Raw genomic sequence first — 19,083 nt, 5'->3', positions numbered from 1 at the left:
AAGCTAATGCACAGGGTTAACGGGCCGGTAACCACGATTCGTGCGGCGCGCTATCGGGCGGTTACCGTGCCTTCGGCAACATGGAAATGCAGCGCATCATTCGGTGTGTCCCGGAACAGCTCCGGTTCGGTGCCGGTCAGCCAGACCTGTCCACCGCGTTCCGCCAGCTTGCCGAACAGCGCGGTCCGTCGCTGCGGATCGAGATGCGCGGCCACTTCGTCGAGCAGCAATATCGGGCGTCGGTCGTGTCGCTCCGCGATCAGGTCCGCATGCGCCAGGATGATCGAGAATAGCAGCGCCTTTTGCTCACCGGTCGAGCATTTGTCGGCGGCCTGCTGCTTGGCGAAATGGAAAACCCTGAGATCGGCGCGATGCGGTCCGCGTGTCGTCCGCCCCGCTGCCCGGTCTCTGGCCCTGGATTGCTGGAGCAGCGCGAATAGCTGCTCTTCCGACTGCACGCGATCGTCGGCCAGCTGCACCACCGGCCGCGCGAAAATCTCGCCGTCGGACTGCTCCAGTCTCTGGTTCAGCGCGGAAATCATTCGGTCCCGGGCACCCGCAACCAGTGCGCCAAAACGCGCCAGTTGCTTGTCGAGCCCGTCCAGCCAGTCCCGTTCTGGAGGTTGCTCCTGGGCGAGCAGGCGGTTGCGTTCACGGCGGACGGCTTCGTATCGCGCGCAGTTTCTGGCATGTGCGGGTTCCAGCGCAGTCACCAGCCGGTCCAGGAAATTGCGCCTGCCTGCGGCGCTTTCCGTGAACAGGCGGTCCATCGCCGGCGTCAGCCACAATATGGATAGCCACTCGGCCAGTTCATTGGTTGGCACCGTGGTTCCGTTAATGCGTGTCTTGCGACGATCGGGCACGTCCACGCTCGTGCCGCTTCCCAGTTGAACCTCCTGCAACTGCGCCGCAACCGCGAAATCCCCGGGGCCGTGCTGGTAGGCGATATCGCCCAGCGGCGCGCGGCGGAGCCCGCGGCCTGGTGCCAGCAGGGATACCGCTTCCAGAATATTCGTCTTGCCCGCACCATTGGCGCCGCTGAATACCATGAAGCCGGGCGCGGCATCGAGGCGCAGCGCGGGATAATTGCGGAAATTGTGCAAGGTGAGTTGGGACAGCGTCATGATCTCGCCGATCCCTAGCTTTCACCATCTGTGAAGAGAAGCGAATTCGCAGTCATCACCCGTTCGACGGCCGCATCACGGAATTCAAAGCCAAGGATTGGTAAATTTCACTACTTTGTAGCTCGCAGGAGGATCGTGAAAATCGGTGATGCTGATTAAGTGTCTGAAAAGAATAGAAATATAAATTTGGCACGGGCTGTGCAATGTAGTGTTCATCTTCGCAATAAAGCGAAAAAATGCTCTCTATCGAAAGGAAATCATCATGTTCTCGAATGTTTCTCACAATCTCTCCGCCATCGCAGCCGCAATTTTCTCCGCCGCGATCTTCGTCGGTGCCAGTGTTGGACCGGCAATCAACGGCGCCGCTTCGGCAGTAGCCTGAACACCCCCAGCCAGTCAGAAAGGAAAAACCATGTCCCGCGCATTTCACCATTCATTCTCCGCCGCTTTTGCAGCGGTTGTTTCTGCCGCCCTGTTTGTCGGCGCCAGCGTCATGCCCGCGATCAGCAACGCATCCTCGATGGTGATCTGATGGCAAACAAGACCAAAACCACTGAATCCGTTTCGGGCAACTGGCCGGAACCACTCTCATCCAACAAAGGAAGCATCCGACCGATGAAAAACAAGCTGAAACTCGACAAAGCGAACGGCAAGCTGATGGGCGTCTGCTCGGGGCTGGCAAACTGGAGCGGTATGGATGCCAATCTGTTGCGGATAATATTCGTTCTCGCGACCATATTCGGCTTCGGTTCCGCGATCATCATTTATCTGGCGATTGGCTTGATCGTCGACTGATCCTGCCATCCCGTGAGTCATTGATGATATAACATACGGAAAATATTACACAAATATATGGACCGCCTGGGCCAATGCGTGTAATTGCTGCACCGAGCAGTCGCATTATAATCGTCGGAGCGCAGATGTCCGCAGGTCATCATCACAGCCACGGTCATTCTGGCCACGGAGGCCATGGCCACCACCACGCGCACAGCCATACGCCCCAAAATTTCAGCCGGGCCTTCGCGATCGGTATTGCACTCAATATCATATATATCATCGTCGAGGTCATTTACGGTCTGCTCGCCGGATCGATGGCGCTGCTGGCCGATGCCGGGCATAATCTGTCCGATGTTCTGGGACTGGCCGTCGCCTGGGTCGGTGCCGAGCTGGCCAAGCGCCCGCCCAGCAAGCGGTTCACATACGGACTGGGAGGCTCCTCGATCCTTGCCGCGCTGCTGAACGGCCTGTTTCTTCTGGTCGCCTGCGGCGCCATTGCATGGGAAGCGATCGGACGTTTCCAGGAGGCGAGCCCCATTGCCACAACCACCGTCATCATCGTCGCCTCGATAGGGATCGTCATCAATTTCGCAACGGCGATGCTTTTTGCGAAAGGCCAGAAGGACGACATCAACATCCGTGGAGCGTTTCTGCACATGATGGCCGATGCCGGTGTTTCGGCGGGCGTCGTCCTGGGTGGAATAGCGATCTATTTCACCGGGTTGAACTGGATTGACCCGCTTCTCAGCCTGATAATCGTGGCCCTGATTTTCTGGAGTACATGGGGATTGCTATCCGAGGCTGTGCGCATGTCGATGGCCGGCGTGCCTCGCAATATCAGCGTCGAAGATGTGGAAGCCTATCTTGTCTCATTGCCTGGTGTGGAGGCGGTCCACGATCTTCATATATGGCCGATGAGCACCAGTGAAACCGCGATGACCGCCCATCTGTTCTTGCCGGATGGCAATCAGGAGGAGGGTTTTCTTGGTGCCATTCAAAAGGAGATGGGCAAGCGCTTCAGCATCAATCATGTCACCGTGCAGATCGAAGTCGCCGGCGATGAGGTCGTCTCGTGCAAAACCAATTGCCGCCCGTAAAATTCCGTTTCAGGCCAAGCGTTTGGCAAGCTTCTGCAACCCTCCAATTATTCCAATCCTGTTAACGTTTGCACAATCATCTTTGGTTAATCTTCGGGAATAGGCGGAGAGTGCACCTGACCTCGTGTGGAGACATCGGACAGGACTGAAGCGCGAATGTCATGCAGACAGGTGATCGAGATTTTTTGAACAACAACCGGATTCTTGTACAATGAACAAAATGTTCAAGTCGGGCGATCCACGTTTATCGTCCCGCGCCGATGTAGAAATTGCTGCCATTGTCCGGGAACCCGGATTGGGCAGCGTGGGAATCATGATCTGTGACCTGTCGATCACCGGTTTCAGAATGCGAAGCCTGACACGGCTGACCGGTGAAAAGCCAATTTTCCTCAAACTCCCTTCATTTGCTGCGTTGGAAAGCAAGATTTGCTGGCAGGAAGGCGACTATTTCGGGTGCGAGTTTCTGAAATCGCTGCACCCCGCCGTATACAGTCATATCATCGCCAAATATCCCAGCCTTGAGAAAATTGATCGCTAGCGAATAGGGCCCTTGGGTTTCTTGCTGACGACATCTCTCGTTGCAAGGTCCGAAAATTGACTTATGCTAAGCAGTTAACGCGGTACCCGACCCCGCGAGTGGGAGGACGCGTGCACGACGAGATTAGACCGAACTGGTTGTCGGAAATTGTCCGTCGATTTTCCTTGTTCATATTCCGGGTCAACGGGTGGACAGCGGTTCAGGAAAACCCGCCGCCGAGCAAGGCAGTGATCATCGCTGCCCCCCACACCAGCAACTGGGATTTCCTGTATTTTTTCGGCCTGACCAACAAACTCAAGATCAATTCCTACTGGATTGGCAAGAACACCCTGTTCAAATGGCCGTGGGGAGACATGATGCGCCGCTTGGGGGGTATCCCCGTCGATCGTTCCAAGTCGCAAAATATGGTGGATGCGATGGTCAGGGAGTTTGGCCGGCGAAGTGAATTTCTTCTGACCATCCCGCCCGAAGGAACCCGGGGTAGCGTGAAGGAGTGGCGCACAGGTTTCTACCATATTGCGCTTCAAGCCAAGGTTCCGCTGATCATCGGACTGATGGACTATTCGAAGCGTACGGGAGGATTGGGGCCTTCTTTCATGCCGTCGGGGGACTATAAGGCTGACATGCAAAAGCTCAGCGCCTTCTATCACAGCGTCACTCCGAAATATCCGGAAAAGGCGATGCGGGATATTGTCTCGACGGAGCCCCGAACGAGCAACACAAGACGAGAAGAAGGAGACTCAGTTTGAACCTGCTGGGAGCGCTCGGGCTGAACTTCGGAATATTGGTCGCGATCATGATCATCCTCTGGTTGCTTTCCATACGGATCAAGGATGTCTCGTTCATCGATGCCTTCTGGGCGTACGGGATGGCGATCATGGCAAGCGTATCTTTGCTTCAGAACGAAGACCCCGGCCCGCTGGCCTATACCATCTGGGGGCTCACCGCGCTGTGGGGGATCCGGCTGGGCACGCATCTGTTACTGCGCTGGCGCAAGGATGGCATGGATCCTCGGTACAAAAAGATTCTCGGCCACGCGATCGAGACGCAGGGGATGAGCTTCGCCCGCGCTGCGCTCGTCAGGGCATGGGCGCTGCAGATTCCGTTGTTGTTCATGGTTTGCCTGCCCGCCCAGCTTGGCATATTGCTCGCGGATACGGGGCCATTGCCGGCAATTTCCTTGGTCGGGCTGGTGATCGCCCTCATCGGCATCGGGTTTGAAACCATTGGCGACATGCAGCTCAAGTCTTTCAAGGAAAATCCCGCAAACAAGGGCAAGGTGCTGGACAGCGGCTTGTGGAAATATACACGGCATCCGAACTATTTTGGCGATTTCTGCACGTGGTGGGGAATCTGGCTGGCGGCAACACCAGCCGGCTGGCCGGTTTGGGCGGCCGCCATCGGACCTCTTTTCTTGAGCTTCACCCTGATGAAATGGAGCGGTGCTCCGTTGCTGGAGAAAAGCCTCAAGAAAAATCGACCGGACTATGTGGACTATATCCAGCGGACCTCCGGTTTTTTCCCGATGCCGCCAAAAAGAAGCAGCAATACATGATCAAGGGCGTCCATCACGTTGCGATAGGTGTGCCTGATATCGAAGCGGGCTTGGCTTTTTATCGTGACGTCCTGGGATTTGCGGAGGACTGGCGGACCGAAGTGTCTGCCGACAATGCAAAGGCGGGTGAAGCGGTCGGAGTTCCCGGTTTCGAAGCGAAGATGGCGATGCTGAAGGGCACCAATATCTGCATCGAACTTTGGCAATATGTCAAACCGCTACCAAGGGACCGTCGCAGCGATCCGGCCGACCTGGGCTATCCGCACATCGCGCTGGCGGTCGAAGATATTGAGGCAGAATATGATCGTCTTTCGTTGGCGGGAATGACATTTGTCGGTCCACCCGTCGATTTCGGAACACAAAAGGCGATCTACGGCCGGGATCCTTTCGGCAATATCATTGAATTGCTGGAAGAAGCATAATCGCTAGGCGGCTTTCTTGAGCAGCTTGTTTTCGATTATATTGGCAAAAACTTCGGTTTCCTGAGCGCCGGGAACCATGAACTTCTTGTTGAAAATGAAGGCAGGCACACCGGTGATGAACCGATCCTGCCATTCGGCTTCCTCGGCCCGGACCTCGGCGGCGTACATGTCGCCGGCCAAGAGGTCGCGTGCGCGTTTTTCATCCAAACCCACAGACACCGCAATATCTGTCAGAACCTGATGGTCACTGACATTCCTGCCATCGGTGAAATGGGCCTTGAACAAGGCCAGCTTCAGCGCGGTCTGGTTCCCTGTTTCCCCGGCCCAATGCAAAAGACGGTGGGCATCGAACGTGTTCACCATGCGCATGCCCTCGTGATAGCCGAACTCGAAATCCAGGTCCTTGCCGGCATTGCGGAGACGCTCGCGGTTCACCCGGCTCTGCTCCGGCGTCGCCCCGTATTTTTGAGCCATATGGTCATCGATCGACTGACCCTCCGGGGGCATGGAGGGGTTTAGTTCGAAGGCATGCCAGGCCAGTTCAAACCGTGCCTGGCCGTCAAACCGGGCCATCGCTTTTTCCAGCTTCTTATATCCGATGATACACCACGGGCAGACCACGTCCGAGACGATGTCTACGGTAATCACGGGCATCTCGGACATATCAAATCCCTTGATTTGGATCAGGCCTTTTCAAGCGTGCATTGGAGGGGATGTTCGTTCTTTCGGGCAAAATCCATCACCTGAGTGACCTTCGTCTCCGCGACTTCGTAGCTGAATGTCCCGCAGACGCCGACGCCTTTCTGATGCACATGCAGCATCACGCGCGTGGCCTCGTCAATGTCCATGTTGAAAAATCGTTTCAGCACCAGAACGACAAATTCCATCGGCGTATAATCGTCGTTGAGAATCAGCACTTTATAAGGACTGGGTTTCTTCGTCTTGGCGCGGGTTTTGGTCGCGATACCCAGATTGCTATTGTCATCGTCGTCCGATCCCTTGTCGGCATCATTGTCCATGACCGGCCTCTGCCCGACGGGAATCAGCCGGTTCAGGGAGGGTATGCGGGGAAGAATCTGCTGGATCATCATCAGGCACAAGATATGGTATTTATACCCCGAAGGGCAAGGGTCGGTTTTGCTCTTTCCTCAGCTTTTGGTTTGGCCGGGGGAATTCGGGCACAAACAAAAAGGGCCGCTCCAACGGAACGGCCCTTTTTCAATTCCCTTAAAAAGCGGCTTAAGCGGCTTTTTTGAGTTCCTTGCGGATTTCGCTGACGCGATCAGCAATCGGCTGATAGGCTTTGCCTGCCAGCTTGACGACGGCGTCGGCATTGTTCGAAGTCTGGTCCATAACCCGGTCCAGTCCGCTGCGTACGTAATCAGCCTGCTTTTCGAACATGTCCTTCGGCGTGGCAACGCTGAACAGACCCTGCAGAGCGCGGCTGGCTTCGACGAGATTTTCGCGGGTATATTTCAGGTTGGTCTGGCCAATTTCCTGAGCGCCCTTGGCCGTGATCTTGCCGCTTTCAATCAGGGTTTCGACATTTTCGCGGTTAAATTCAACGGCGCTCTTCGACATCGCGACAGCACGATCCGCAGCAGCCTTCGCACGGGCTTGCGCATCGGCGGTCAGCTTTTCGAAACGCGAACCGAGCTTGTCAGCGGTTTTCTTGGCGGTATTGGCTGCCTTGGTGTTGGCGGCTTTGGTGTTTTTCACAACACGCTTGGTGGTGGTCTTTGCGGTGGTCATTTTGGTCGTTCCTTTTGTGTTTTTCTTCAATGCGGTTTTGGCAACGGGTTTCGCAGCGACTTTGCGTTTTGCTGCGGCCTTCTTGGTTGCCGGCTTGGATGCTGCGGATTTCTTGACAGCTGGCTTTGCCGCTGTTGCCGGTTTAGCAGCTGGAGCCACCGGCTTTGGGGTTTCGGTCTTTGCCGCCGCAGGTGCAGCTTCGGCTTTCTCGACAGCCGTGGCTGGAACAGCCGGCTTGTCGGAAACACTAATCGCGGAAGATGCTGCAGAATAAGCGGCTTCTGCGGAAAGCGAGCCGGTTTCTTTTGCTGCTGGAGCGGCAGGAGTTTCGTTTTTCGTGTCAGCCATCGGTTGTCTCACTTTTATGTTGCAGTGCACAAATAGGGGCTGGAGACACGCTTGTCAAGAAAAATGGTGCAGTGCACAATAATCCATCAGCTGTTGTCCATCAATCAGCAGCAGCCAAGCCGGAGATACAGCATTTCGGGCAATGCTACAAATTCCAGTGGTTCGATCGGACTTCTGCTGTAACAGTGTCCTTTCCATTCTCGAAAGTGATCCATGCCCGCCCTGCTGTCCGTTGCCACTGCCATTCCCGATCACCGGATCACGCAAGCGGAGGTTCTGTCAGTGATGGCGCAAGCGCGCGGCGCGGCGCTCCCCGGTCGGCTCGAGCAGATCCTGGGCAATAGCGGAATCGATCAGCGTTATCTGGCCTGCGAGGCGGGCTATTATCTGGAACCGCGCAGCTGGACGAGCAGGGCCGCGATGTACGAGCAGGTCGGCACCAGGCTTGCGCAGCGGGCGGCAACCGAGGCACTGGACAAGGCTGCGCTGGCTGCGGCCGATATTGCCGCAATTGTCATGATCTCGACAACCGGAACAATGACGCCGTCGATCCCCAGTCGGATGATCGAGGCGATGGGTTTTGATCAAGCGACCCAGACAATACCGGTCTTCGGCCATGGTTGCGCCGGTGGCGTGCTCGGCCTGCGCCTGGCCAATGATCTCGCGGCGGCCAATGGCGGCCAGAATGTCCTGATGATTGCCCTCGAGCTGTGCAGCCTGTCTTATGACTTCAGCCAGTTCGACAAGAAGAACATGATCGCTACCGCCCTGTTTGCCGACGGCTGCGCTGCAACGGTCGTCAGCGGTGCGGCGGGGCAGGCGGCGGCGCCCCGTTTTCGGGCCTTTGAGCAAAAGACCTGGCCGGGCACCCGCGACATGATGGGCTGGGAAATAGGCGCGACCGGCTTTGATCTTGTGCTGGCGCGCGACATCCCCACTTTTGTCACGCAGGACTTTGCGCCGTTTTGCGACGCGTTTCTGGCGAAGCAGGGGCTGGCAATGGCAAATCTGTCGGAACCCGCCTGCCATCCGGGCGGCGGCCGGGTGGTGGAAGCATTGGAAGCCCATTTCGCACCCGCCATTGCCGGCATTCCGGCAACCCGCGAGATATTGAGGCAGCATGGCAACATGTCCTCGCCGACCGTATTGTTCGTGCTGGAGCGCCTGCTTCGGGAAAAGCCGGATAAACCCATCTTGCTGACGGCGCTTGGCCCAGGTTTCACCGCGGCGCTGGCTATTCTTGATCCGCGGGGCGCGGCATGACGGATCCGCTCGGCAGCCTGTTCACCGCCAGCCCGACGCTGGTGACCTGGATCATGGTCTATATCGTGGTGCAGCGGCTGGCGGAGCTGGTGCATGCCAACCGCAACACCAAAAGGCTGTTGCGCGAGGGCGGCAAGGAACATGGCGCGGACCATTATCATTATTTCATCTTCCTCCACAGCGCCTGGATCGCGGTGATCGCGCTGCTGGTCGATCCGCAGCATTCCGTCCAACCGCTCTTGCTGGCGCTGTTCGTCTCGACCCAGATGTTGCGCCTCTGGACGCTGGCGAGCATTGGCCGGTGGTGGACCACCCGGATCATTTCCGCGCCGCATTTTGACCGGGTCCGGCGTGGCCCCTACCGGTTTTTCAGCCACCCCAATTATCTGGTCGTCGTGCTCGAGATCGCGATCGTGCCGCTGATGCTGGGTCTGCCGTGGGTGGCGCTGCTGTTCTCGGTTCTCAACGCGATCCTGCTGCGCCACCGGATTGCGGTGGAAAACCGCGTGCTGGGCGAACGCGGCTAGCCTGCAATCCGCCGGGGTCCAGGCGGGTCCGGCGGTGATCGGACTGCTGCTGATTGGCTTGTCGGCCAGGGCGCGCCCGGCATAAGGCCTGTCTGCCCTCAGGCGATCTGGCGCAGCGTCGGTATATCCGGTTTCCGGCCCGCCTTGCCGGCGCGCTTCATCGCATAGAGGGCCCGGTCGGCGGCCTTGAGCAGTTGCTCGGTGCCATGGCCATCGATCGTCTGGACGGCAACGCCGAGGCTGGCCGAGGGTGTCAGGACATGGCCCTTGATCTGCGCCGGTCTGGCGAAGGCAGCCAGATAGGCGGTCGCCCGCGCCATCGCCTGTTCAGGGCCGGCAACTCCTGGCATGAAGATCAGGAATTCATCGCCCCCGAGACGTCCGACAATCTCGTCGGTGCCGCTGCTCTGGCTCAGCCGACGGGCGACTTCGGCCAGCAGCAGATCGCCGATGTCATGGCCAAGACTGTCATTCACCTGCTTGAAGACGTTCAGGTCGACTAGGGCGACGGCGAACATGCGGCCGTCACGGGCGAAAGCCTGTTCGGCCAGATGCAGGTGGTTCATCATCGCCCGGCGGTTGGCGAGCCCTGTCAGCGGATCACTGTGGGCCTGTTTCCAGATCATCTGGCGCAGGATCAGGCCGGAGATGATCTGGTTGTAGCTGTCGATGATGAAGCGGATCATCAGCAGGGCAATCGTGAGCATGCTCCATCCCATGATCATGTCGTCAAAATCGCCCAGCACGATCATCGCGATGGCGGAGGGCACGACCCCGACGAGCAACACGGTCACGGCGGTTTTTTTCAGGCAGGCCAGGCAGTGGGCGATGCAGGTCGATCCGAACACCAGCGACATCGGAATGAATATCTGGTTGGCGAACATGTCGGTGGCAATGACCAGGACCGACCAGATGCTGAGAAAGCTGATAATGCCGATCGCCAGCACGGAGAGGTTGCGGAATGTCTTGGCCGAGGGAAGATGCGACCGGGCGGCCTTGCCTCTCCGAATCCACATCATCATCCGCACGCAGCAGGCGACCGCGAATACGCCCATCCAGGCATAATATACGGGTTCAACGCCCTCGTGCGCAGACAGGACCATCACTGCCACCAGATTGAAGATCGCGACCAGGTAGATCATCGGCACATGGGTGAGCACCCGGCGCAGCTGCATGTCCTCTACCGACGGCCGGATGTCCTCGGAAATTTCGGGAGACCGCCAGGGGTTCTGCCAGAATGCGCCCCGGTTCTGGGCTGATGGCGGCGTTGAATCCATGATGTTCGGCGACCCCATTGTGGCTGAGCGGAAGTTCCGCCTTCCGGACTAGGCTCGCCTTGTAAAAATAGGGTTAACAAAATATTTTTGAGGGGCCCCCGCCTCGGCTCCACCGGGTGGAACGAGGCGAGGGGTGATGAACGATAGCGCCTAGAATTTGGCGCTGGCCTGGATGCCGTAGAAGCGCGGTTCGGCCGGAATGAAGGTTGGATAGCCGAAGCCGCCACCGGTGTTGCCGGCGTCGAGCAGATAGTCCTTGTTGGTCAGGTTGCGGGCAAACACCGCCAGCTCGAACTGGTCTTCGGCGAAGCTGACACCGCCCTTGGCATTGACCAGGGTCACCGGACCCTGCGCGATATTAGGACGGTTGGTGGTTTCGAAGAAGATTCGGCTGCGATAGGTGACGCTCGGTGTCAGGAACAGACGCATGCCGTTGCCCAGCGGGGCATCGATCGTGAAGCCGGCCGCGGCCTGCCATTCGGGCTGCAGGCGGAAGCGGTTGCCGGCAAAGACGCCGTTTTCCGGCTTGTCGTCAATGCCGCCGTCGATCCAGCCGACGTTGCCGAACAAAGTCAACCAGTCGGTCGGGCGCATCTGCAGCTCGGCCTCGACACCGAGGTTGCTCGCCGAACCGGCGCTTTCGGTCAGGGTCGATCCGACCGGCAGGCCGGAGGGATCATTGGGGTCGGAAATCACGCGGGAGACCTGGAAGTCGTTATATTTCTGATAATAGACGCCGAGCGAGCCGGAGAAGATGCCGGCCGAGCCCTTGATGCCGCCTTCATAGTTCCAGACGATTTCTTCCGGAATCAGGCTGGTCGAGGTCGCCGTCTGGTTGACGGTGGGCGAGCGCCGGCCCTTGGAAACGGTGGCATAGACGTTGACCTCGTCGGACAGGCGATAGAGCGCATTGAAGCGCGGCAGAACCGCGGAAAAGCTGTCTTCGGACCACAAGGTGCCGTTGGTCGTCCTCTGGCCGGGGATCAGCGATCCGCCCGTGAGCACGCTTCCCGGCGCGATCGAATTATAGCCCGACTTGCGCTTCTCGATCAGCCCGCGAACGCCGACGGTCAGCTCGAGCCTTGGCGTCACCGTCCAGCGCACGTCACCGAACACCGAATAGCTGTCGTTGACACCGAGGTTGGTGAACTCGGAGCTGTAGGGGAGCACGGTGGCGAGACCGCCGGTCAGCAGCCCGGTTGCCTGGGCCGCAGTGACGGTTCCGTCGGCTGCGATGCACGGAATGCCGAGCTGGGCACGGAGGGCTGCCGACGAGCAGGCGAGGAACGTCCCTTCCTCGCTCGAGAAAGGCACGCGCTGGAAATTGTCCTCGTGGAAATAGTTCCAGCCGAACGAGGCGCGGACATTGTCGTCCTGATAGGCGAAGCGCGATTCATGGCTGACCTGCCAGCCCTGCGAATCCTCGGTGAATTCCAGATACCAGGCGGCCGAACCGTCGGCGTCGAACACTTCCTGGCTGTCGAACTTGCGATAGCCGTTGACCGTGGTGAAGTTCCAGCCGTCGGCAAAGTCATAGCTGGCGGTCAGATTGCCATCATAGACCTCGCGGCGCAGACCGAGCTCGTCGCTGCCGAGGACCGCTGCGGAAATGCCGGCCGGAGCGCCGGAAAGATTGGCCGGTCCAAATCGGTTGGCCGGGCCCGCCGAGGTGGGGAAATTGCCGGAGATGAACGGCGTGCCGCTGTTGCGCTGCTGGTCATAAGTGCCGATCAGGTCGATGGTCAGCGCGTCGCTGGGCGTGAAGCGCAAAGAACCGCGCAACCCTAGCTGGTCCTGCGCATAGAGATCGCCCTGACGGTCCGACAGATTTTCGATATAGCCGTCGCGCTTCTTCCACTCGCCCGCCACGCGCGCCGCGATCACGTCGTTGCCGACGTTGATATGGCCGCCGACGATGCGCGAATCATAATTGCCGATACCCGCGGTCAGTTTGCCGGAGAAACCGGGCTCCGGCTTGGCGGATATGATGCTGATCGCGCCGACGGCGGAGGCGGTGCCGAACAGGGTGGCCTGCGGTCCCTTGACCACTTCGATCCGGTCGACGTCGTAGATCGCCTGGTAGGAACCCCGCGAACGGGAGATGTCGATGCCGTTATAATAGAGCGTCACCCGCGCCGCCTGCTGCGACGAGCCGCTGTCGGAGGTGATGCCGCGGATGACGATGCCGGGATTGTTGGCGCTCTGTTCCTGGATATTCAGGCCCGGAACATAGTTGGACAGTTCGTCGAGATCGGACACGCCGAGCCGCTCCATCTGCTGGTTCGAGATAGCCGAAATGGTGATCGGCACATCGGTCGATTTCTGCTCGAATTTCTGCGCGGTGACGATGATGACATTGTCATCGCTCTCTTCGGCTGCATTGTCGGTACCCGTCTGGGCAGCGGCCGGGGCGGTCGCGGCACCGAACAGGGCGCAGGCGAGGGCGATGCATGAAGTGCGGGAAAGCGCGTGGGGAGCATATTTTGTCATGGTAGGGTTTGAACCTTTTATCTGCGACACTGGAAAGACATGGTGCAGTGCAGCAAAGCTGTGACAGGCTGACGGGGATTGGGTGACATTTTGCATAATGTTACATGTCATTCCTGTGACGGCGGCGGCAAGGGGAGGGCGAGGGGAGGGGGGACTTTGACTCTATCGCCATCCTGAACTTGTTTCAGGACCTCATCCCTCAGTTCGAACTCTCAACGGATGCTGAAACAAGCCACCTTGCGGTGGCCTTCGGCTCAGGATGACGAAAACCGGATTGGCCTCTTGACCCCCGCAACAGGCAACCTTTCGCACCGCCGGGCGTTGCCCGATTGAACCGATTACAGGAGATATACATGGGTACGCTGAACTTTCCGGAAGAAACATTTGTTGTTGTCGCAACGGGCCGGGAGGCGAAGACCTTTTATATCCGGAGCGGCTCGCTGGAGCATGACGGCGACTGGACGCCCGGCGACCTCGCCGATCAGGGCCCTGCCGGCAAGTCGCCGTCCGAACAGTCGCCGCGCGAAAGCATGGAGGCGACCTTCTCGAAGATCATCGCCGAGAAGCTTTATGATCTTGCGCACAAGGGCAAGTATGAACGGCTGATCCTAGTCGCCGACCCCGACACGCTCGGCGAAATGCGGCCATTGCTGCACCAGGAAGTGACCGACAAGATCGTGCTGGAGCAGGCGAAGACGCTGACCAACAGCCCGGTCGAGGATATCGAGAAGTCGCTGGCGGCTTAACCACCGCCTGTCATGCCGAGCCGAGAGAGCCGGAAGCCAATATCTGAGATGGGGAGCTCTCGCCCCAACTCTTGACCTGCCGGCGAATCCCCGCTAAGGGCCGCGCTTCCGCTCCATCGGGCTCCGCTCGACGCCGCAGAAAACTTACATAGGCAAAACACTTGCCGCCATATTGGGCGGTGAGAGTAACCCCTGCATTTTGCAGGACTAATCTACTATAAGGTGAAGACTTTATGCCAACGATCAACCAGCTCGTCCGTAAAGGGCGGGTGCCCCAGAAGACGAAGTCCAAGGTGCCAGCCATGGAAGCCAACCCGCAGAAGCGCGGCGTGTGCACCCGTGTCTATACAACGACTCCAAAGAAACCAAACTCCGCACTGCGCAAGGTTGCCAAGGTTCGCCTGACCAACCAGCGCGAGGTCATCAGCTATATTCCCGGTGAAGGCCACAACCTTCAGGAGCATAGCGTTGTGCTGATCCGCGGCGGCCGTGTGCGCGACCTTCCCGGTGTGCGCTACCACGTCCTGCGCGGCGTTCTCGATACCCAGGGTGTCAAGGACCGCAAGCAGAGCCGCTCGAAATATGGCGCCAAGCGTCCTAAATAATTCAGTTTCGGAGTTATAAGATATGTCACGTCGTCGTCGTCCCGAAAAGCGGGTCATCCTGCCCGATCCGAAATTCAAGGATCTGGTGCTTTCGAAATTCATGAACAACCTGATGATGGATGGTAAGAAGTCCACCGCAGAGCGCATCGTCTACGGTGCCTTTGACAGCGTTGAAGCCAAGGCGAAGAAGGATCCGTTGCAGCTGTTCCATGATGCGCTCAACAATATCAAGCCGGGCATCGAAGTGCGCAGCCGCCGTGTCGGTGGTGCGACCTATCAGGTTCCTGTCGAGGTGCGTCCCGAACGCGCGCAGGCCCTGGCGATCCGCTGGATGATCTCTGCCGCTCGCGGCCGCAGCGAAACCACGATGGCAGCGCGGCTGTCGGGTGAAATTCTCGACGCTTCCAACAATCGCGGCAATGCGGTGAAGAAGCGGGAAGATGCGCACAAGATGGCGGAAGCCAACCGCGCGTTCGCCCACTACCGCTGGTAGTTACAGTATAGACCGTTCGTCCCGAGCCTGTCGAAGGACAATCCGCCCCCAGCCAGGCGCTTCGACAGACTCGGTCCGAGCGGACTTTTTGATCAAGATTTCGATCCAATCGGGGCTGGCATTGTTCAGCCCATTTCACTATAGGGCAGCCAGAATTTGGTTCCCCACATATCGGAGTACAGACTATGGCACGCAGCCATCCGCTCAAATATTATCGCAATATCGGCATCATGGCCCATATTGATGCCGGTAAGACCACGACCACGGAACGTATCCTCTATTACACCGGCAAGTCCTACAAGATCGGCGAAGTGCATGACGGCGCGGCGACGATGGACTGGATGGAGCAGGAGCAAGAGCGCGGGATCACGATCACCTCGGCGGCGACGACCTGTTTCTGGAATGCCGACGACCGCCAGGGTCCCGAGCACCGGATCAACATCATCGACACCCCGGGCCACGTTGACTTCACCATCGAAGTCGAACGTTCGCTGCGCGTACTCGATGGCGCGGTTGCCTGTTTCGATGGCGTTGCCGGCGTAGAGCCGCAGTCCGAAACCGTGTGGCGCCAGGCTGACAAGTATAAAGTGCCGCGGATGTGCTTCATCAACAAGCTCGACCGCACCGGCGCGGATTTCAAATTTTGCGTGCAGTCGATCATCGAGCGTCTGGGCGCTACGCCTGCCGTTCTGTATCTGCCGATCGGTATCGAAGCGAGCCTGTCGGGCCTAGTCGATCTGGTCAACCAGCGTTCGATCACCTGGAAGAACGAAGACCTGGGTGCCGAATATACCTATGGCGAGATTCCTGCGGACATGGTCGACGAAGCGGCCGAGTATCGCGAGAAGCTGATCGAGCTTGCCGTCGAGCAGGACGATGACGTCATGGAACAATATCTGGAAGGCAACGAGCCGGATGCCGCGACGCTGAAGGCGCTGATCCGCAAGGGCACGCTGAACCAGAGCTTCGTTCCCGTGCTGTGCGGTTCCGCGTTCAAGAACAAGGGCGTCCAGCCTCTGCTCGACGCGGTTGTCGACTATATGCCGAGCCCGCTCGACGTTCCTGCCATCAAGGGCGTCAAGCTCGACGGCGAAACCGAAGACAGCCGGCCATCGTCCGATGACGAGCCATTCTCGGCGCTCGCCTTCAAGGTCATGAACGATCCGTTCGTGGGCACCTTGACCTTCTGCCGGATCTATTCCGGCAAGCTGGAAAAGGGCACCTTGCTGAACTCGGTCAAGGACAAGAAGGAAAAAGTCGGCCGTATCCTGGAAATGCACTCCAATGACCGTAAGGACATTGACGAGGCATTCGCTGGCGACATCGTCGCGCTGGCGGGCATGAAGACCACCACCACCGGTGACACGCTTTGCGATCCCGACAAGCCGATCATCCTCGAGCGGATGGAATTCCCCGAGCCGGTTATCGAGCTGAGCGTGGAACCGAAGACCAAGGCCGACCAGGAAAAGATGGGCGTTGCCCTGCATCGCCTGGCCGCCGAAGATCCTTCGTTCCGGGTTTCGACCGACCACGAATCGGGCCAGACGATCATCAAGGGCATGGGCGAGCTTCACCTCGACATTCTCGTTGACCGCATGAAGCGCGAATTCAAGGTGGAAGCCAATGTCGGTGCGCCGCAGGTGGCCTATCGTGAATCGCTCGGCAAGGCCGTCGATATCGATTACACGCATAAGAAGCAGTCCGGCGGTTCCGGTCAGTTTGCGCGGATCAAGTTTGAAGTCACCCCGGGCGAGCGTGGCGCGGGCATCACCTTTGAAGACGAAGTCAAGGGCGGCAATATTCCGAAGGAATATATCCCGTCGGTGGAAAAGGGCATGCGCGAAACCGCAGAGACCGGTTCGCTGATCGGCTTCCCGATCATCGACTTCAACATCCGTGTCTATGACGGCGCCTATCATGACGTCGACTCGTCGGCGCTGGCCTTTGAAATCGCCGGTCGTGCCGCAATGCGCGAAGCGGCCCAGAAATCCGGCATCAAGCTGCTTGAACCAATCATGAAAGTTGAAGTGGTGACACCGGAAGACTATCTTGGGGATGTGATCGGCGATCTTAACTCTCGCCGTGGTCAAATCCAGGGTACCGATACACGTGGCAACGCCCAGGCGGTCAACGCAATGGTGCCGCTGGCCAACATGTTCGGTTACGTGAACGAACTGCGTTCCTTCAGTCAGGGACGTGCACAATATTCGATGCAATTTTCGCATTATGAAGAAGTGCCAAGCAACGTGGCCGAAGAGATCAAGGAGAAAATGGCCTAACCGCCACTCCTTTCCGAGGTAATGCGCTTTCCTTTTGCGCGGGTCTGGTGGGAAATCCCCCAGACCGGCAAAAGGGTGTTGACAGAATTAGAGAGTCTCGCCAAAGCGCGGCGCAGACTATCAATTTGATAGAAAATCAGAGGTAAAATAAAATGGCTAAAGAGAAGTTTGAGCGCAATAAGCCGCACTGCAACATCGGAACCATCGGTCATGTTGACCACGGCAAAACGACGTTGACTGCGGCGATCACCAAAGTGCTTGCTGAAACCACTGGCGGCAAGGCCGTGGACTTTGCAAATATCGACAAGGCGCCTGAAGAGCGCGAGCGCGGCATCACCATTTCGACGGCCCACGTTGAATATGAAACCGAAGCACGCCACTATGCGCACGTCGATTGCCCAGGCCATGCTGACTATGTGAAGAACATGATCACTGGTGCTGCTCAGATGGATGGTGCCATTCTCGTGGTTAACGCTGCTGACGGCCCAATGCCACAGACCCGCGAGCACATCCTGCTTGCCCGTCAGGTTGGTGTTCCTGCTCTGGTTGTCTTCATGAACAAGGTTGACCAGGTCGACGACGAAGAACTGCTTGAGCTGGTTGAAATGGAAATCCGCGAGCTGCTGTCTTCCTATGATTTTGACGGCGACAATATTCCAATCGTATCCGGTTCTGCCCTGGCTGCGCTCGAAGGCCGCGACGACAACATCGGCAAGGAAAAGATCCTTGAACTGATGAAAGCTGTCGACGAAGCCATTCCTCAGCCAGAACGCCCAGTCGATCTGCCATTCCTGATGCCAATCGAAGACGTGTTCTCGATTTCGGGTCGCGGTACGGTTGTTACCGGTCGTGTTGAAAGCGGCATCGTCAATGTTGGCGACGAGTGCGAAATCGTCGGTATCAAGGATACCACGAAGACCACCGTTACCGGCGTCGAAATGTTCCGCAAGCTACTCGACTCCGGTCAGGCTGGCGACAACATCGGCGCGCTGATCCGCGGCGTTGACCGGGATTCGGTTGAACGTGGCCAGGTTCTCTGCAAGCCAGGTTCGATCACCCCGCACACCGAGTTCTCGGCTGAAGTTTACGTGCTGTCGAAAGACGAAGGTGGCCGTCATACGCCTTTCTTCGCCAACTATCGTCCGCAGTTCTACTTCCGCACAACCGACGTGACCGGCGAAGTGATCCTTCCAGAAGGCACGGAAATGGTTATGCCAGGTGACAACGTTACGATCGGCGTCAAGCTGATTGCGCCAATCGCCATGGATCCGGGTCTCCGCTTCGCTATTCGCGAAGGTGGACGTACCGTTGGATCAGGGGTTGTCAGCAACGTAACAAAGTAATATAGGAACGCCTCGCTGCCCGGATCGGTGATTCGGGCAGCCAGTTTTTTCGCCGCTCCGGCCTTTTCGACAGAAAATCGGGGCGGTTTATTTTTGGCTCTTTGACATTGGTAACAGGTACATGGAAACGCAGAATATTCGCATCCGCTTGAAGGCATTCGACCATCGGGTTCTGGATCAGGCAACCGGCGATATCGCTGACACTGCACGCCGCACTGGCGCGCTCATCCGTGGACCGATACCTTTGCCAACGCACATAGAAAAATTCACCGTGAACCGTGGACCGCACGTGGACAAGAAGTCCCGCGAGCAGTTCGAGGTCCGGACCTACAAAAGGCTGCTCGATATCGTGCAGCCAACGCCGCAGACGGTCGATGCTTTGATGAAGCTTGACCTTGCTGCCGGTGTGAATGTCGAGATCAAGCTGGCCTGAGCCGATTGATCCAC

At 58.0% G+C, this 19,083-nt stretch carries 21 protein-coding genes; 15 read left to right on the top strand and 6 right to left on the bottom strand.

Features of this window, described 5'->3' with window-relative positions:
* Nucleotides 1-50: 50 nt before the first annotated feature.
* Nucleotides 51-1,124, bottom strand: a complete 1,074-nt coding sequence (gene recF, locus V7650_RS12960) for a DNA replication/repair protein RecF (protein WP_335656657.1) — start codon at nucleotides 1,122-1,124, stop codon at nucleotides 51-53.
* 615 nt (nucleotides 1,125-1,739) lie between these two features.
* Here recF and V7650_RS12955 point away from each other — a divergent pair.
* The 6 genes from V7650_RS12955 to V7650_RS12930 all read left to right on the top strand — a co-directional run bounded on the left by V7650_RS12955 (nucleotide 1,740) and on the right by V7650_RS12930 (nucleotide 5,513).
* Entirely contained in the window at nucleotides 1,740-1,919 is a 180-nt protein-coding gene (locus V7650_RS12955) for a PspC domain-containing protein (protein ID WP_089132939.1), read from the top strand.
* A 125-nt stretch (nucleotides 1,920-2,044) separates the two neighbouring features.
* The gene (locus tag V7650_RS12950) at nucleotides 2,045-2,998 is read left to right on the top strand and encodes a cation diffusion facilitator family transporter (protein ID WP_335656656.1); all 954 of its coding nucleotides are present in this window, start codon (nucleotides 2,045-2,047) and stop codon (nucleotides 2,996-2,998) included.
* A 220-nt stretch (nucleotides 2,999-3,218) separates the two neighbouring features.
* Nucleotides 3,219-3,536 (top strand): pilus assembly protein PilZ, encoded by a 318-nt coding sequence (locus V7650_RS12945; protein WP_335656655.1) that lies wholly within the window; start codon nucleotides 3,219-3,221, stop codon nucleotides 3,534-3,536.
* 98 nt (nucleotides 3,537-3,634) lie between these two features.
* Nucleotides 3,635-4,285 (top strand): lysophospholipid acyltransferase family protein, encoded by a 651-nt coding sequence (locus tag V7650_RS12940; RefSeq protein WP_335656694.1) that lies wholly within the window; start codon nucleotides 3,635-3,637, stop codon nucleotides 4,283-4,285.
* A 47-nt stretch (nucleotides 4,286-4,332) separates the two neighbouring features.
* Nucleotides 4,333-5,091: a DUF1295 domain-containing protein gene (locus V7650_RS12935; protein WP_335656654.1), complete on the top strand. Its 759-nt coding sequence runs from the start codon at nucleotides 4,333-4,335 to the stop codon at nucleotides 5,089-5,091.
* Nucleotides 5,088-5,513: a VOC family protein gene (locus tag V7650_RS12930; RefSeq protein WP_335656653.1), complete on the top strand. Its 426-nt coding sequence runs from the start codon at nucleotides 5,088-5,090 to the stop codon at nucleotides 5,511-5,513. Before V7650_RS12935 ends, V7650_RS12930 begins: the two co-directional genes overlap by 4 nt.
* A 3-nt stretch (nucleotides 5,514-5,516) precedes the next feature.
* Here V7650_RS12930 and V7650_RS12925 read toward each other — a convergent pair whose 3' ends face one another.
* The 3 genes from V7650_RS12925 to V7650_RS12915 form a co-directional block, all read right to left on the bottom strand.
* Complete coding sequence (locus V7650_RS12925; RefSeq protein WP_335656652.1) at nucleotides 5,517-6,176, bottom strand: DsbA family oxidoreductase; 660 nt, start codon at nucleotides 6,174-6,176, stop codon at nucleotides 5,517-5,519.
* A gap of 20 nt (nucleotides 6,177-6,196) precedes the next feature.
* The gene (clpS, locus tag V7650_RS12920) at nucleotides 6,197-6,532 is read right to left on the bottom strand and encodes an ATP-dependent Clp protease adapter ClpS (RefSeq protein WP_335656651.1); all 336 of its coding nucleotides are present in this window, start codon (nucleotides 6,530-6,532) and stop codon (nucleotides 6,197-6,199) included.
* A 220-nt stretch (nucleotides 6,533-6,752) separates the two neighbouring features.
* A complete protein-coding gene (locus V7650_RS12915; protein ID WP_335656650.1) occupies nucleotides 6,753-7,265 on the bottom strand; it encodes a phasin family protein in 513 nt (170 codons plus the stop codon).
* Here V7650_RS12915 and V7650_RS12910 point away from each other — a divergent pair.
* The 3 genes from V7650_RS12910 (at nucleotide 7,258) to V7650_RS12900 (ending at nucleotide 9,403) form a co-directional block, all read left to right on the top strand.
* Nucleotides 7,258-7,539: a hypothetical protein gene (locus tag V7650_RS12910; protein WP_335656649.1), complete on the top strand. Its 282-nt coding sequence runs from the start codon at nucleotides 7,258-7,260 to the stop codon at nucleotides 7,537-7,539. The two genes, V7650_RS12915 and V7650_RS12910, sit on opposite strands and share 8 nt — an antisense overlap.
* Before the next feature lie 287 nt (nucleotides 7,540-7,826).
* Nucleotides 7,827-8,876, top strand: coding sequence for a type III polyketide synthase (locus V7650_RS12905; protein WP_335656648.1), 1,050 nt, complete (start codon nucleotides 7,827-7,829; stop codon nucleotides 8,874-8,876).
* Entirely contained in the window at nucleotides 8,873-9,403 is a 531-nt protein-coding gene (locus V7650_RS12900; RefSeq protein WP_335656647.1) for an isoprenylcysteine carboxyl methyltransferase family protein, read from the top strand. The genes V7650_RS12905 and V7650_RS12900 overlap by 4 nt, the downstream gene beginning before the upstream one ends.
* Before the next feature lie 98 nt (nucleotides 9,404-9,501).
* Here V7650_RS12900 and V7650_RS12895 read toward each other — a convergent pair whose 3' ends face one another.
* On the bottom strand, nucleotides 9,502-10,680 hold the full coding sequence (locus tag V7650_RS12895) for a diguanylate cyclase domain-containing protein (RefSeq protein WP_335656646.1): 1,179 nt from the start codon (nucleotides 10,678-10,680) through the stop codon (nucleotides 9,502-9,504).
* Nucleotides 10,681-10,830: 150 nt separating this feature from the next.
* Entirely contained in the window at nucleotides 10,831-13,170 is a 2,340-nt protein-coding gene (locus tag V7650_RS12890; protein WP_335656645.1) for a TonB-dependent receptor, read from the bottom strand.
* Between the two features lie 353 nt (nucleotides 13,171-13,523).
* Between V7650_RS12890 and V7650_RS12885 the strand changes: the two genes are divergently transcribed.
* From V7650_RS12885 to rpsJ, 6 genes are all read left to right on the top strand, one after another.
* Nucleotides 13,524-13,916, top strand: a complete 393-nt coding sequence (locus V7650_RS12885; RefSeq protein WP_335656644.1) for a host attachment family protein — start codon at nucleotides 13,524-13,526, stop codon at nucleotides 13,914-13,916.
* A gap of 233 nt (nucleotides 13,917-14,149) precedes the next feature.
* Nucleotides 14,150-14,521 (top strand): 30S ribosomal protein S12, encoded by a 372-nt coding sequence (gene rpsL / locus V7650_RS12880; RefSeq protein WP_067198316.1) that lies wholly within the window; start codon nucleotides 14,150-14,152, stop codon nucleotides 14,519-14,521.
* 22 nt (nucleotides 14,522-14,543) lie between these two features.
* The gene (rpsG, locus tag V7650_RS12875) at nucleotides 14,544-15,014 is read left to right on the top strand and encodes a 30S ribosomal protein S7 (RefSeq protein WP_100092391.1); all 471 of its coding nucleotides are present in this window, start codon (nucleotides 14,544-14,546) and stop codon (nucleotides 15,012-15,014) included.
* Between the two features lie 185 nt (nucleotides 15,015-15,199).
* A complete protein-coding gene (gene fusA, locus V7650_RS12870; RefSeq protein WP_335656643.1) occupies nucleotides 15,200-17,293 on the top strand; it encodes an elongation factor G in 2,094 nt (697 codons plus the stop codon).
* Between the two features lie 152 nt (nucleotides 17,294-17,445).
* Nucleotides 17,446-18,636, top strand: a complete 1,191-nt coding sequence (tuf, locus tag V7650_RS12865; protein WP_335656642.1) for an elongation factor Tu — start codon at nucleotides 17,446-17,448, stop codon at nucleotides 18,634-18,636.
* A gap of 121 nt (nucleotides 18,637-18,757) precedes the next feature.
* Nucleotides 18,758-19,069 (top strand): 30S ribosomal protein S10, encoded by a 312-nt coding sequence (rpsJ, locus tag V7650_RS12860; RefSeq protein ID WP_066744965.1) that lies wholly within the window; start codon nucleotides 18,758-18,760, stop codon nucleotides 19,067-19,069.
* Nucleotides 19,070-19,083 lie beyond the last annotated feature (14 nt).

The organism is Parasphingorhabdus sp. (assembly GCF_036964565.1).
Classification (GTDB): domain Bacteria; phylum Pseudomonadota; class Alphaproteobacteria; order Sphingomonadales; family Sphingomonadaceae; genus Parasphingorhabdus.
This window is presented reverse-complemented; position numbering and strand designations above follow the sequence as displayed.

What these genes read in the sequence shown, in the direction of transcription:
- recF (WP_335656657.1), bottom strand. Translation starts at nt 1,124, where the DNA reads ATGACGCTGTCCCAACTCACCTTGCACAATTTCCGCAATTATCCCGCG.
- tuf (WP_335656642.1), top strand. Translation starts at nt 17,446, where the DNA reads ATGGCTAAAGAGAAGTTTGAGCGCAATAAGCCGCACTGCAACATCGGA.
- rpsL (WP_067198316.1), top strand. Translation starts at nt 14,150, where the DNA reads ATGCCAACGATCAACCAGCTCGTCCGTAAAGGGCGGGTGCCCCAGAAG.
- V7650_RS12895 (WP_335656646.1), bottom strand. Translation starts at nt 10,680, where the DNA reads ATGGATTCAACGCCGCCATCAGCCCAGAACCGGGGCGCATTCTGGCAG.
- V7650_RS12915 (WP_335656650.1), bottom strand. Translation starts at nt 7,265, where the DNA reads ATGACCACCGCAAAGACCACCACCAAGCGTGTTGTGAAAAACACCAAA.
- V7650_RS12890 (WP_335656645.1), bottom strand. Translation starts at nt 13,170, where the DNA reads ATGACAAAATATGCTCCCCACGCGCTTTCCCGCACTTCATGCATCGCC.
- clpS (WP_335656651.1), bottom strand. Translation starts at nt 6,532, where the DNA reads ATGGACAATGATGCCGACAAGGGATCGGACGACGATGACAATAGCAAT.
- rpsG (WP_100092391.1), top strand. Translation starts at nt 14,544, where the DNA reads ATGTCACGTCGTCGTCGTCCCGAAAAGCGGGTCATCCTGCCCGATCCG.
- V7650_RS12925 (WP_335656652.1), bottom strand. Translation starts at nt 6,176, where the DNA reads ATGTCCGAGATGCCCGTGATTACCGTAGACATCGTCTCGGACGTGGTC.
- V7650_RS12885 (WP_335656644.1), top strand. Translation starts at nt 13,524, where the DNA reads ATGGGTACGCTGAACTTTCCGGAAGAAACATTTGTTGTTGTCGCAACG.
- V7650_RS12945 (WP_335656655.1), top strand. Translation starts at nt 3,219, where the DNA reads ATGTTCAAGTCGGGCGATCCACGTTTATCGTCCCGCGCCGATGTAGAA.
- rpsJ (WP_066744965.1), top strand. Translation starts at nt 18,758, where the DNA reads ATGGAAACGCAGAATATTCGCATCCGCTTGAAGGCATTCGACCATCGG.
- V7650_RS12935 (WP_335656654.1), top strand. Translation starts at nt 4,333, where the DNA reads ATGATCATCCTCTGGTTGCTTTCCATACGGATCAAGGATGTCTCGTTC.
- V7650_RS12900 (WP_335656647.1), top strand. Translation starts at nt 8,873, where the DNA reads ATGACGGATCCGCTCGGCAGCCTGTTCACCGCCAGCCCGACGCTGGTG.
- fusA (WP_335656643.1), top strand. Translation starts at nt 15,200, where the DNA reads ATGGCACGCAGCCATCCGCTCAAATATTATCGCAATATCGGCATCATG.
- V7650_RS12930 (WP_335656653.1), top strand. Translation starts at nt 5,088, where the DNA reads ATGATCAAGGGCGTCCATCACGTTGCGATAGGTGTGCCTGATATCGAA.
- V7650_RS12905 (WP_335656648.1), top strand. Translation starts at nt 7,827, where the DNA reads ATGCCCGCCCTGCTGTCCGTTGCCACTGCCATTCCCGATCACCGGATC.
- V7650_RS12950 (WP_335656656.1), top strand. Translation starts at nt 2,045, where the DNA reads ATGTCCGCAGGTCATCATCACAGCCACGGTCATTCTGGCCACGGAGGC.
- V7650_RS12955 (WP_089132939.1), top strand. Translation starts at nt 1,740, where the DNA reads ATGAAAAACAAGCTGAAACTCGACAAAGCGAACGGCAAGCTGATGGGC.